A 13,037-nucleotide genomic window follows, 5' to 3' on the forward strand; every position below is an offset into this window, starting at 1 on the left:
AAAGCAACGATTATACCTATGAACGGATTTTTCTTAGTATAACTACATCGAAACGAGAGAGGCGTTTCACCCAATTTATACTGAGGAGAAGTACCATGACCCAACAAATTAACTTGATCGGTCTTGATAGTGACAAGGCAAAAGCACTGGCTGTACACCTCAACCAGCTACTGGCTCATTATCAAGTTCTTTACATGAATACTCGTGGTTATCACTGGAATGTAAAGGGCCAAGAATTCTTTGAATTACACCTTAAATTTGAAGAGATTTATACCGATCTTCAAACCAAGATTGATGAGCTTGCAGAACGAATTCTAACTCTTGGTTTTACCCCAGATCACAGCTTTAGCCGTTACTTAGAGCAAAGCGAAATAAAAGAACACCGCGATATTACAAACGGTAAAGAGTGTGTGAAAGGCTTAGTTGAAGGCTTTAGCAAACTACTGGTAAAAGAGCGTGAAATTTTAGCTCAAGCAGGTGATGCCGATGATGAAGGTACAACTGCACTAATGAGTGATTATATCCGCGAGCAAGAAAAATTGATGTGGATGTTAAACGCATACCTTCAATAATAAGAATCAGAGGTGATGAGTTAAGTCTCTCATCACCAAGCCTAAATGATTAACACTAGGATTCGTGCTACTTATTTAGGTCTGATACCAGCTTTAAAGTTAGTCGTTTAAAGTTGGCTAAATCTTAGATGTTATGTCCCTACATTTAAGATCTGATATCCCGCAAGGGATCTCTATCTCTCTGACTGCAAATTGCAAAACACTTATGGTTCTTTGTTTGGGGGTACTGCTATACCCCCTTTTTTTATCGGTTAAGCCTGAGCTGATGCAAGCAAAGCACCGCAGCCGATAAACATTGAGCCAAATACCCGATTCAAACGATTCATTACTCGCGCAGAACGAATATAGCGACTGAGCTTTGCAGCTAGCGTCACGTAAAACAACATCACACAACCATCAACGACTAAAGTCGTAATACCTAAGATCGCTATTTGTGGCAGTTGAGGCTCAGTAGGTGATAAAAATTGAGGAAACAGTGCCACTAAAAAAACAATCGTTTTAGGATTAGTTAAATTTACCAGTACGGCTTGGCGAAATAACGTTTGAGCACTCACCGCTTTATTACTGGTAGAAATATCTATTGCTGAATGCTCACGCCACTTTTGAATACCAAGCCATACTAAATATGCCGCACCGACCCATTTAATAGCGGTAAATAAGGCAGCGGATTGGGCAACAATCGCCCCAAGGCCAACTCCAACCAATAAAATATGCACGCTCATCCCCAGTTGCAGACCAGCAATGGACGCTAATGATTTACGAAAACCATGAACCATACCATTGCTGATGGAGTTCACCGTGCCCGAGCCTGGAGCAAAACTAAAGACAATTGCGGTGGCTAAATACGCGAGCCAAACTTCAATACTCATATTTTTATCGCCATTAATGTGAGATAGACCAGAATATGCGCTTATATACCGTAACAACTGCCGATAAAGCAATCAGCAACTTATGATGTTGTTAACAAAATTAAGATATACTTAATAAAACGCTGTACTTCATTTAACCATTAACAATCGAGCCGACTCATGACCGACACTTCGTCTTATCCACTCTCACAGGAAGCGCAATTTAGCCAAACTATGCAAGGTCCTGTGGCAGAACTGTGGCAACATCGCCAAGAAGGTATTTTCCATGGCGTGGATGGGCTACGTATTGGTTGGATGGCCATGACTCATACGAAAAATGACAAAGTGATTGTGGTGGTTAATGGTCGCATTGAAAGCTATTGGAAATACCAAGAAACCATCTATGACCTATTTCAACAAGGCTATGATGTTTTCTCTCTTGATCATCGCGGTCAAGGCGTATCCGATCGCCTCACTACTATCCATGACTTAGGGCATATCGCAGAATTTGATGATTATGTTACCGATCTAAAGACCTTATTTGATCAGATCATCACCCCTCGCGGTTACCAGCAACATTTTATGCTGGGTCATTCCATGGGCGGCACCATCAGTTCTCTATTTCTCTCGCGTTTTCCAAATATTATTGATCGCGCAGCAATGACAGCTCCAATGCATGGTATCTATCTTGATAACCCTGTAATGAAGAAAATCTCTTACCCATTACTGCGTCTTATTGATAGTCTACAAACTCAACCACAATATACCTTTACTCAAAAAGGCTATGTGGCAAAGCCGTTTATTGATAACCCATACACTCACAGTGAAGTGCGTTATCAATGGTTTCGCGATCTATACCAACACAAACCAGAGCTCCAAATCGGTGGGCCAAGTTCACGTTGGGTGTGGCAAGGTATGCGAGCAAGCCAGCACTGCATCGAACAAGCCACTAATATTCAAGCACCGTTATTGATTATCCAAGCTGGGAATGATCGCATTGTTGATAACGACAAACAGCAACAATTTCTCGCCGCAATGCAGTCAGGTAAAGGTCAATTAATAACGATAGACGGGGCAAACCACGAGTTATTATTTGAAAGCGATATCTATCGTAATCAATCACTTAATGCCATTCTGTCTCATTTCGCTAACCAGAGCACAGTATCTCAATAGAAACTCTGGCATTCTTAGTCAATTTAGCCTAAAAGCGGAAAAAGTAGGCCCTAATATTAGCCTCCTTTTTCTGTTTAAATCTAAGATAGAATTTCTATCAAGTTGAGCTATTCCTCGTGAGTGGCTCTGGCACCACAGACCGAGAATATTCATGTATAAAATTGTTGCATCTGATCTAGACGGTACGTTACTGACCCCCGACCATAAATTGGCTCCATTCACTCAAGAAACGCTAAAACGCCTCCATCAACAAGGAAAAACCTTTGTCTTTGCAACTGGCCGCCATCATATTGATGTGGCAGAAATGCGAGAGAAAATAGGTATTCCGGCATACATGATTACGTCAAATGGTGCGCGAGTTCATAATGGTGATGGTGAAGAGATCTTTAGCCAAGACTTAAGCCCTGAAGTCATTAAAGGCGTTATTGACATAGTTAAAGACGATCCAGAAGTGCTGATCCACATGTATCGTGGTAATGACTGGCTCCTTAACTGTGAAGATAACACGCTACGTGAATTCCATGAGAGCTTTAGCTATATCGTATTTGACGTTAATAACCCACCAACAGAGCACGTTGCCAAAGTATTCTTTACTCGTAACGATCACAGCCACGAAAAAATGGTGGTGTGGGAAGAGCGCCTCAATCAAGCTTTTGGTGATAAAGCTAATATCGCCTTTTCAACCCCATGGTGCTTAGAAGTCATGGCAGCAGGTGTATCAAAGGGTCATGCATTAGAGGCCGTAGCAAAACAGCAAGGGCTAACTTTAGCTGACTGTATTGCCTTTGGTGATGGTATGAATGATGCAGAAATGCTGGCAATGGCAGGTAAAGGACTGATCATGGGAACCGCGCATGAGAAAGTGAAACAAGCGCTGCCGAATAATGAAGTCATTGGTTCTTGTGCCGATGAAGCCGTAGCACATTATCTGAACGATAATCTGCTATAACCTTTGACTTAAATCCTCGCCCTTAATACAGCATTTATTCGATATTAAGGGCAAGGTTTACATCAAACTAGAACTGTCCTGTCATCTGTAGAATTTCATCCCATTGCGCATCGGTAACTGGCATAATGCTCAAACGACTGCCTTTCTTAACCAATGCCATATCAGTAAGAGCTGGATTGGCTTTTAATCTTTTTAAACTCACCAAGCGTAAATGTCGTTGGTAAGCAATATCGACCATAATCCAACGTGGGTTTTCCGGATCAGACTTAGGATCAAAATAAGGGCTGCTTGAGTCAAATTGAAAATGGTCGGGATAAGCCTCTTTAACGACGGTTGCAATACCCACTACCCCAACATCTTTACAAGATGAGTGGTAGATGAAAACCTCATCCCCTAATTTGATCTCATCGCGCATCATATTACGTGCTTGATAGTTACGAACCCCTTCCCAACAAGAAACTTTTTGCTGTTTTAATGTGTCTATCGAAAAGGTATCGGGTTCAGTTTTAAATAACCATTTTGCCATCTGTGATCTCGAATCATACTATGTTGAGCCAACTCTTAGCCTAACATATCCCTAACCGACTATAGAGACATGTCCATGAAAATTGCTCATCACCACCGAAGCGCCACCTTACTTGCTCTTATCACGCTATCCCTTTCTGGTTGTGCAAGTTGGCAACCAAGTCAGTTATTACCCGATAGCTGGACATCCAGTGAAACAGACCAATCAACTTGGCAGGGCACTTATCAAAGCCAAGAGCAAATGGGGCTGATCACCACCTTGGAGCTAAACCAAGATAATAGTGCCAAGACTATCTACTCCTATACTAATGGCGATCCTGATCTGATCGAAACAGGTCACTGGCGTGTACTTAATAGCCAGCAACTGGAAGTTACGATGACCACTCATCAAGGCCATCCGCTTGATAGCCAACGTATTTATCAATTCGATCCTAAAACCAACCAGCTAATTGCAACCCAAGAGACGGTTAATGGTCAGAGTTATAGCTTAGGAGAGAATGGACTGGTACTGAGTAAGCAGTAGCATCTGCAACAGCATCTGTGTCACACTCTCTTTTTTATTCCAATAAATTAGAGAGTGTTATGGCTTGCCCACGGTGTGGATTTGTTCACAATTGCATTTGTCATCTTGAACCGACATTGTCTTGCTCTGCCCATTTTGTGCTACTGACTCATCCAAAAGAACTTAATAAAGAGACCAATACCGGGGTGTTAATGACACGCACTCTGCCTCACTGCCAATTAATCACTTGGCATCGTACCGAGCCGGACGCAACGCTAATAGCACAGTTAAACTCCGATCAGTATCAACCTTGGCTGCTATTCCCTGCCGATGAGCAAACTCCAGCAACACATTGGCAACCGGATATGAGTAAAACCCCACTCTTTATTATTTTAGATGCAACCTGGCAAGAAGCCCGCAAAATGGTACGTAAAAGCCCATATTTACAGTCATTGCCCCGCTTACAACTAAATACAGAACGCCCATCTCACTATCAGCTACGCCGCAATCAACAGCCGGGAAATTTATGTACCTGCGAAGCGGGCATTGAGCTACTCAAACTGTTACAATACCCTGAGCAAGCCCAGCAACTTCAACAGTACTTTACTGGCTTTATTGATGTATTCCATGCCGATAGAAATGGTCATCATATTTCTCAATAACCACTTCAATCACCATCTCAACTGTTTGAGAGTGAAATTGTAAGCAAATCCCGATTTCCGCTGTCATAATGAACATAGACTCAGTTTGTTCGTCATAACCAAGGAGGCTGTTATGACCGCGGTACAATCGACCCAAACCTCAGATCCCACTAACAAGACCAAAGAAAACGATGAGCTATTGGATCTAAACCAACTATTTACGGCCCAACAGCAAGCCTATGCCAGTGAACCGTATCCAGAGTTAACTCAACGTTTGGCTTTATTAAAGCAGTTAAAACGCCAGCTCCTTGCTTATAAAAAGCCATTGTGCCAAGCATTGCATCAAGATTATGGCAATCGTAGCCAGTACGATACGTTACTCTCTGATATTTTACCTTGCGTACAAAACATCAACTACACCATCAAGCATCTCAAGCGTTGGCTCAAGCCAAGTAAACGCCATGCAGGACTACTGCTGATGCCGGCCAAACTGCAAGTGCACTATCAACCTCTTGGTGTTGTCGGCATTATTGTGCCGTGGAACTTTCCCGTAATGCTAAGTATTGGTCCTTTAATCGCCGCAATTGCAGCAGGTAATCGGGCTATGCTCAAATTGAGCGAATTTACACCACAGACCAATCAAGTTTTACGAGAGTTACTAGCTAAGGTCTTTACCCCAGATTATGTTGCCGTTGTCGAAGGAGAAGCCGATATTGCTCAAGCCTTCAGTCAACTGCCTTTCCATCATTTACTCTTTACCGGTTCGACCGCCGTTGGCCATCATGTGATGCATGCTGCTGCTGATAATTTAACCCCAGTAACATTGGAACTTGGGGGTAAATCGCCTGTGGTTATCGCACCAGATGTTCCACTAGAATTAGCCATTGAAAGACTTATTTTTGGTAAGTGTCTAAATGCAGGGCAAATCTGTGTCGCGCCTGATTATGTTTTGCTACCACAAGAGAAAATAGAGGAATTTATTTCCCTATTTAAACAGAAATATCGCACCCTTTATCCACATGGCATAACCGGACAAGACTTTGCATCAATTATTAATCAGCGCCAATTTGATCGCTTATACCATTTACTTCAAGATGCAGAGGCACAAGGAGCAAGGATCCATCCATGCCATGAGCCAGCTATCGATTTTGAAGGCCGTCGTTTAGCGCCTCATTTAATTACCAATGTTTCTGATCAAATGGCTGTGATGGAGCAGGAAATCTTTGGCCCACTGCTACCGCTTATTCCTTACCAGAGCCAACAGCAAGCCATTGAGTTTATAAATCAAAGACCTCGTCCATTAGCTTTATACGTGATGAGTTTCGATCCCTCTTGGCAACAAACCTTTATTTATCACACCCATTCAGGCGGTATTGCCATTAATGATACCGTGTTCCATGTGGCGGCAGATGACGCACCTTTTGGCGGAATCGGTCCTTCAGGAATGGGGCATTATCACGGTCATGAAGGGTTCTTAACTTTCTCTAAAGCCAAAACCGTGCTCACCAAAGGCAAATTTAGTAGCGGAAAATTCATCTTCCCGCCTTACGGTCGATGGTTACAACGACTTATTTTAAGCATCTTTTTGCGTTAATTTTGTTGCCAGTGACGACTCTTTCACCGCGCTGGCAATATTCCCATCACACATCACTGATGATAAAACAATCAGCTCATTAGTTAATTTCCGATCAATTTGAGCGAATAACAGAAACGTTATAAAAAGTTCTGACCAATAATGAAAAAAAGTTTCTGCTTTATCTTGCTTTATTTATGCATAACTATATTCATCCAAAATCGTTTTTGTCTTACAAATTATGTTTTGCCAAGGTGATTTTGTGTGACAAACTCCACATAAGTTATTAAAAAACTAATAAGTTTTTAAAGTTCATCATACTTTAAAACCCTATTTAAGCATTTTTAACGCGATTTATGCAAAACAGAATATAAATTACTTTTTCTTACTTTGTGGCTGAAATTGCAAAAACTCATTCCATTTTTGGGGTTTTTCTTTATCAGTTTTAGCGTGACAATAGTCACAACTTCAGAGGCGGGATAATTTATGCCAAGCATATTAATTACCCCGTTAATCCGAAATTAATCTACGGATTAACGACATTGTAAATTGTAATAAACACTTCAATGCCGAAAAGTAATTAATTAATCAGATAATGAAAAAGTGAATTAGTTAATTATTCCCCAAGGATTGGGTTGAGTTAAATATTAATTTCCTCATCATTACTAATAGGCAAAATTATGTCGACTGAATCAAGTAATAAAAAAATGGGGGTCGTTGGATTAACAGTTCTTGTGGCTGTTAATATGATGGGCTCTGGTATTATTATGTTGCCAGCGAGTTTGGCACAAGTCGGTGCAATCTCAATGCTTTCTTGGGTTGTTACTGCACTAGGTGCAATGTGTATTGCATACACTTTCGCTAAATGTGGTGCTCTATGTAAGCGTGCTGGCGGTATGTCAGCTTATTCTGAAGAAGCACACGGTAAATCCTCTTTCTTTATCTCTTCTTATACATACTATGTGTGTTTGGTAATTAGCTGTGTAGCAATTGCCGTATCAGCTGTTGGTTACATCAAACCGTTTATGCCTTGGTTAGATACTCCAGTACATACCTTCATTGGTGTGTGTGCGGTGCTTATCCTAACTATGGTGGCTAACTTCGGTGGCGCTAAAATTACTGGTCAAATCTCATCTTTCACAGTATGGGGTATCATCATTCCAGTATTTGGCCTATCAATTATCGGTTGGTGGTGGTTTGATCCACAAACTTTCATGAATGCATGGAACCCACACCACGACACAACAATGCACTCAGTATCTTCAGGTATCGCGCTAACTCTATGGGCATTCCTAGGTATTGAATCTGCAGGTGCTAACTCTGACGCAGTTGAAAACCCAGAGCGTAACGTACCGCTAGCAGTACTATTTGGTACCAGCTTCGCCGCTATCGTTTACATTCTATCTACTGGTGTTATCCAAGGTATTATTCCTAACGCAGAGCTTGCAGCATCAACAGCACCATTTGGTCTAGTATTCAGCCACATGTTCAACCCAATGGTTGGTAACATCGTAACACTAGCAGCTGTAATCGCATGTATCGGTTCTCTACTAGGTTGGCAGTTCACTAACGCTCAAGTATCAAAAGCAGCAGCAGATGAAGGTCTATTCCCTAAAATCTTCGCTAAAACTAACAGCGCAGGTGCACCTATCGCAGGTATGCTAATCATGTTAGCTGGCGAGTTAATCCTAGCGGTAATGACTATTTCTCCTGACTTGATTAACCAGTTCAACTCGCTACTAAACCTAGCAGTATTTATCAACATGGTACCTTACATCCTATCTATGACAGGTCTGGAAGTAATGCTACGCAAGAACATGGTTTCTCCAAAGCAATACCGTCTTGGTGCGGTAGTGGGTACTCTAGCGGTTATCTACAGCATCTACGGCGTATATGCTTGTGGTATGGAAGCAGTGTTCGGCGGTACTATCTTGACTCTATTCGGTTACATCTTCTACGGCTTCATTGCAGCTCGTGATGTTAACCCAGGCGTTAAAGCAAACTAATTAAGCGAAGGAAATAAATAATCGAAATTAAATTAATTAAAAACTTAATTATTCAATTTCAAACCATGGTTATTTATTTCCTTACTCTCCTATTTAAATAAACAATATTTAAGTTAAATCCAATTTAAATACCTTTTCACATCTATTTAATTTGGGTTTATCGAAGCGCGAAAAAACCAGGTATATATTTATGAGCAATATAAATGTAATGCGCGCTCTTATCGTAGAGCACCAAAATATTGAAGCGAACAGCTACGCAGACCGTACTACTCAGTCTCTAGCTCAAGAATTAAAAGATCGCTCAATTGAAATCATCACTGCAACCTCTTATGACGATGCGAAAGCTATTATTATGGCGAATCAAATCGACAGCTTGGTGCTAGCGCTTGATAAAACTGAAGAACAATTAACAAATTCAACTGAAGAACTAGAACTTCTTGCAGTACTTAAAGAGCGTCAAGCTGAAGTACCTGTATTTGTTCTAGCTGAACGTGCTCGTACTTCTGTTCTTGCTAACCGCAAGCTAATGGAACGTATCGACGAGTGTTACTCAGTACTTGAAGACACTGCAGATTTCGTTGCTGGCCGTATCGTTGCTGCAATGAAGCGTTATCGTGATGTTGTTATTCCTCCATTTATGAAAGCGATGATGGAATACAACGACGTTCACGAGTACTCATGGTCTGCTCCTGGTCACCAAGGCGGTATCGGTTTCACTAAGACTCCAGCCGGTAATCAGTTCTACCAATTCTACGGTGAAAACCTATTCCGTACTGATATGGGTATCGAACGTGCTTCTCTAGGTTCTCTACTAGACCACACTGGCGCATTCAAAGACTCAGAAGTAGAAGCAGCGAAAATCTTCGGTGCTCACGAATCTTACTCAGGTATCGTAGGTACTTCTGGTTCTAACCGTACTATCATGCAAGCGTGTCTAAAAGATGACGACGTTGCTATCTGTGACCGTAACTGTCACAAATCAATTGAACAAGGTCTGATCCTAACTGGTGCTCGCCCTGTTTATATGACACCTAGTCGTAACTGTTACGGTATCATCGGTCCAATCAGCAAAGCGCAAATGAGCAAAGAGTCTCTAGCGAAGAAAATTGCTGAGAAAGCACCTGAATTTGACCTAAACAAAGATAAAGCAAGCTACTCTGTAGTAACTAACTGTACTTATGACGGTATGTGTTACCACTCAGAAGTGACCGAAGCACTTCTTGCTGAATCTGCAAGCCGTATCCACATGGATGAAGCTTGGTTTGGTTACGCTCGCTTTAACCCTATCTACAAGGGTCACTTTGCGATGCGTGGCGATGCAAAAGACCACAAAGGTCCAACAGTATTTGCAACTCACTCAACTCACAAGTTGTTGAATGCGCTGTCTCAAGCATCTTACATTCACGTTCGTAACGGTGAAAACGCTATCGACTTTGATCGTTTCAACCAAGCGTACATGATGCACACTTCAACTTCACCACTATACGCAATCTGCGCATCTAACGATGTTGCTGCGAACATGATGAAAGGTGAAAGTGGTCTGTCTCTAACTAACGAAGTGGTTCGTGAAGCGGTTATCTTCCGTCAAAACGTACGTCGTCTATTCAACGATTACACTTCTGAAAACGATTGGTTCTTCAAGCCTTGGAACGCAGAAACTGTTACTGAAACTAACGGTGACAAAGTGAAGTTTGAAGATGCATCTGTTGAAGCGTTAATGACAGTTCAAGACAACTGGAAACTACACCCAGGCGATCAATGGCACGGTTTCGATGACATCGATGATGACTGGTGTATGCTTGACCCAATCAAGGTGAGCCTACTAACTCCAGGACTTGATGACAAAGGTCAATTCCTAGATAAAGGTGTTCCAGCAGCACTTGTTAGCGCATACCTAGGTCGTTTCGGTATCGTACCAACTCGTACAACTGACTTCCAAGTAATGTTCCTATTCTCAATGGGTATTACTAAAGGTAAACGTGACACACTAATCAACACCTTGTTGTCATTTAAGCGTCACTACGATGCAAACGCAGATCTAGAAGTGATTCTACCTGAGCTAGTTGCAAGCAACCCTGCAGCTTACAAAGGTCTTGGTCTGAAAGATCTAGGTAACAAGATGTTTGAATACCTAGTTCGTCACAACCCAGGTCAAGTGCTAAACAACGCGTACTCAAGCCTACCAGAAATGGAGCTTAAACCACGTGATGCTTACCAGATGATCGTGTCTAACGACGTTGAGCTAGTTGCTTCGGATGAACTTGTTGGTCGTGTTGCAGCGCACTCTGTTATCCCTTACCCACCAGGCATCCCAATGCTAATGGGTGGTGAAAACTTCGGTGACGAAAACAGCCCACAAATCCAGTACCTAAAAGCGCTAGAAGCTTGGGATGAAGAGTTCCCTGGTTTCGAACACGAAACTGAAGGTGCTGAGATCGAGAACGGTAAATACCACGTTCTATGTATCAAAAAAGATGCACTAAAATAATCAATAACTTATTGATTAAATGAAAAAAGGCTAACGTGAAAGCGTTAGCCTTTTTTAATGGGTGTTAATTGTAATATTGCAAATTATAGAGACTCGATAACAAAGAGCTTCTTCCTCTAAAAATCTTCAGAGCCAGCAACTAACACAAAGCTTACTTATGATTCTGCATTTACGCAGCGCTCTGCTTTTGCAAAAAGAGTGTCGCATTTTCTTTGCTGCTTCTCGTGTTCAACGGTACCAACAGGCAAGGTACTTAATACCTCTTTAGCCTTATGATAGTCTTCTACAATAAGTGAAAATCGCTCTTCAAAAGTATTTTTTTTGATTTTTTTAGTTGGTTTACGCATGATAATCTCGTCATATATCTTGTGATTTTAGAGCAAAGACAAAAGACAATTGCATAAATAAGTAATGATGAAAAGATAACACAGAGTGAAGATAACGATGTAAATCGAAAGGAAACTGGGAAGCTTTTAGATTAAATATCTGATTAAGAGTTATTGTCTGAACTGAAGCCAGTCTACATATAATTTGTATATATAGATACAAAAACCATGTCAAAACAATTTTCTTTATTTATTTTTCATTACAATTCAATTTGTTATAAAAACAACAAAGGCGAGGTTCTCTCCTCGCCTTTGACTTGATAATAAAATAATCCAATACCGATTATTTCAATACATTACCGCGCTCGCGGCCTTCTTCTGCTAACCACTCAGCGACACGCTTGGCAAAATACGTTAATACACCATCTGCACCGGCACGCTTGAAGCAAAGGAGTGATTCCATAATGGTTTCACGCTCTTTTAACCAACCATTTTGAATCGCAGCCATGTGCATCGCATACTCACCCGATACTTGGTAAGCAAAGGTTGGTACTTGCAGTTCAGTCTTCACGCGACGTACTACATCAAGATATGGCATACCAGGCTTCACCATCACCATATCTGCGCCTTCATTTAGATCCATTGCAACTTCATGTAAAGCTTCATCGCTGTTTGCTGGATCCATTTGGTAAGTCTTCTTATCACCGCCTTTTAGGTTACCAGAAGAGCCTACCGCATCACGGAAAGGACCGTAGTAGTTTGAAGCATATTTAGCTGAGTACGCCATAATCTGGGTATGAATATGACCTGCTTCTTCTAATGCTTCACGAATCGCACCGATACGACCGTCCATCATATCAGAAGGAGCAACGACATCAGCGCCCGCTTCAGCATGAGACAACGCTTGTTTGATCAGTATTTCAGTTGTGATGTCATTGATCACATAGCCTTCTTCATCAATGATGCCGTCTTGACCATGCACCGTAAATGGGTCAAGCGCTACGTCTGTGATCACACCCATCTGTGGTGCTGCAGCTTTAATCGCACGAACAGCTTGTTGAACCAAACCATTTGTATTGTATGCTTCTTCTGCCATTAACGACTTAAACTCAGCCGAAACAACAGGGAATAGAGCGATAGCAGGAATACCAAGATCTGCTAAGTATTTAACTTCTTCAACCATTAAATCAATCGATAAACGCTCAATGCCTGGCATAGAATCAACGCTTTGACGACGATTCTCACCTTCAAGGATGAACATTGGATAGATAAGGTCATTCACAGAGATCTGGTTTTCAGCCATCAAACGACGACTAAAATCGTGTTTACGAATACGACGCATACGGCGAGCAGGAAAAGAACCCTGAATAGAAACAGCCACAGCATACTCCTTAGGAAAATTAATAGGCTGACCGACTGTGCGATTGATTAAGC

Annotated in this window: 12 protein-coding genes; 8 read left to right on the forward strand and 4 right to left on the reverse strand. The window is 41.6% G+C overall.

The genetic code is table 11. The features are described 5' to 3' along the window. Positions 1-95: 95 nt before the first annotated feature. The gene (locus WAX86_RS14735; protein WP_252690037.1) at positions 96-572 is read left to right on the forward strand and encodes a Dps family protein; all 477 of its coding nucleotides are present in this window, start codon (positions 96-98) and stop codon (positions 570-572) included. 251 nt (positions 573-823) lie between these two features. Here WAX86_RS14735 and rhtB read toward each other — a convergent pair whose 3' ends face one another. Then, positions 824-1,441 carry a homoserine/homoserine lactone efflux protein gene (rhtB, locus tag WAX86_RS14740; protein WP_005302417.1) on the reverse strand — a complete coding sequence of 206 codons (618 nt, stop codon included), beginning with the start codon at positions 1,439-1,441 and terminating at the stop codon, positions 824-826. Between the two features lie 159 nt (positions 1,442-1,600). Between rhtB and WAX86_RS14745 the strand changes: the two genes are divergently transcribed. Both WAX86_RS14745 and WAX86_RS14750 read left to right on the forward strand, forming a co-directional pair. Continuing rightward, positions 1,601-2,593 (forward strand): alpha/beta fold hydrolase, encoded by a 993-nt coding sequence (locus tag WAX86_RS14745; protein WP_005302414.1) that lies wholly within the window; start codon positions 1,601-1,603, stop codon positions 2,591-2,593. Positions 2,594-2,744: 151 nt separating this feature from the next. Next, entirely contained in the window at positions 2,745-3,542 is a 798-nt protein-coding gene (locus WAX86_RS14750) for a Cof-type HAD-IIB family hydrolase (protein WP_341488956.1), read from the forward strand. Positions 3,543-3,609: 67 nt separating this feature from the next. Here WAX86_RS14750 and WAX86_RS14755 read toward each other — a convergent pair whose 3' ends face one another. After that, positions 3,610-4,068 (reverse strand): EVE domain-containing protein, encoded by a 459-nt coding sequence (locus WAX86_RS14755; protein WP_036764655.1) that lies wholly within the window; start codon positions 4,066-4,068, stop codon positions 3,610-3,612. Positions 4,069-4,143: 75 nt separating this feature from the next. Between WAX86_RS14755 and WAX86_RS14760 the strand changes: the two genes are divergently transcribed. The 5 genes from WAX86_RS14760 (at position 4,144) to adiA (ending at position 11,277) form a co-directional block, all read left to right on the forward strand. Then, a complete protein-coding gene (locus WAX86_RS14760) occupies positions 4,144-4,590 on the forward strand; it encodes a hypothetical protein (protein ID WP_050787779.1) in 447 nt (148 codons plus the stop codon). 59 nt (positions 4,591-4,649) lie between these two features. Beyond that, positions 4,650-5,231: a DTW domain-containing protein gene (locus tag WAX86_RS14765; RefSeq protein ID WP_341488957.1), complete on the forward strand. Its 582-nt coding sequence runs from the start codon at positions 4,650-4,652 to the stop codon at positions 5,229-5,231. 112 nt (positions 5,232-5,343) lie between these two features. Then, positions 5,344-6,804: a coniferyl aldehyde dehydrogenase gene (locus tag WAX86_RS14770; protein WP_341488958.1), complete on the forward strand. Its 1,461-nt coding sequence runs from the start codon at positions 5,344-5,346 to the stop codon at positions 6,802-6,804. A gap of 659 nt (positions 6,805-7,463) precedes the next feature. Next, positions 7,464-8,789 carry a putrescine-ornithine antiporter gene (gene potE, locus WAX86_RS14775; protein ID WP_341488959.1) on the forward strand — a complete coding sequence of 442 codons (1,326 nt, stop codon included), beginning with the start codon at positions 7,464-7,466 and terminating at the stop codon, positions 8,787-8,789. A gap of 190 nt (positions 8,790-8,979) precedes the next feature. Continuing rightward, on the forward strand, positions 8,980-11,277 hold the full coding sequence (gene adiA / locus WAX86_RS14780) for an arginine decarboxylase (protein WP_080551743.1): 2,298 nt from the start codon (positions 8,980-8,982) through the stop codon (positions 11,275-11,277). A gap of 155 nt (positions 11,278-11,432) precedes the next feature. Here the strand turns inward: adiA and WAX86_RS14785 are convergent, their stop codons facing one another. Next, positions 11,433-11,624: a hypothetical protein gene (locus WAX86_RS14785; RefSeq protein WP_036764650.1), complete on the reverse strand. Its 192-nt coding sequence runs from the start codon at positions 11,622-11,624 to the stop codon at positions 11,433-11,435. A 322-nt stretch (positions 11,625-11,946) separates the two neighbouring features. Further along, complete coding sequence (hemB, locus tag WAX86_RS14790) at positions 11,947-12,984, reverse strand: porphobilinogen synthase (RefSeq protein WP_005302391.1); 1,038 nt, start codon at positions 12,982-12,984, stop codon at positions 11,947-11,949. Between the last annotated feature and the right edge of the window lie 53 nt (positions 12,985-13,037).

It is taken from the genome of Photobacterium damselae subsp. damselae (assembly GCF_038086725.1).
In the GTDB taxonomy this organism is placed as follows: Bacteria; Pseudomonadota; Gammaproteobacteria; order Enterobacterales; family Vibrionaceae; genus Photobacterium; species Photobacterium damselae.

Coding starts and splice junctions, on each gene's coding strand:
- WAX86_RS14735 (WP_252690037.1), top strand. CDS start 96: ATGACCCAACAAATTAACTTGATCGGTCTTGATAGTGACAAGGCAAAA.
- WAX86_RS14755 (WP_036764655.1), bottom strand. CDS start 4,068: ATGGCAAAATGGTTATTTAAAACTGAACCCGATACCTTTTCGATAGAC.
- adiA (WP_080551743.1), top strand. CDS start 8,980: ATGAGCAATATAAATGTAATGCGCGCTCTTATCGTAGAGCACCAAAAT.
- WAX86_RS14765 (WP_341488957.1), top strand. CDS start 4,650: ATGGCTTGCCCACGGTGTGGATTTGTTCACAATTGCATTTGTCATCTT.
- WAX86_RS14750 (WP_341488956.1), top strand. CDS start 2,745: ATGTATAAAATTGTTGCATCTGATCTAGACGGTACGTTACTGACCCCC.
- WAX86_RS14785 (WP_036764650.1), bottom strand. CDS start 11,624: ATGCGTAAACCAACTAAAAAAATCAAAAAAAATACTTTTGAAGAGCGA.
- WAX86_RS14770 (WP_341488958.1), top strand. CDS start 5,344: ATGACCGCGGTACAATCGACCCAAACCTCAGATCCCACTAACAAGACC.
- WAX86_RS14745 (WP_005302414.1), top strand. CDS start 1,601: ATGACCGACACTTCGTCTTATCCACTCTCACAGGAAGCGCAATTTAGC.
- potE (WP_341488959.1), top strand. CDS start 7,464: ATGTCGACTGAATCAAGTAATAAAAAAATGGGGGTCGTTGGATTAACA.
- rhtB (WP_005302417.1), bottom strand. CDS start 1,441: ATGAGTATTGAAGTTTGGCTCGCGTATTTAGCCACCGCAATTGTCTTT.
- WAX86_RS14760 (WP_050787779.1), top strand. CDS start 4,144: ATGAAAATTGCTCATCACCACCGAAGCGCCACCTTACTTGCTCTTATC.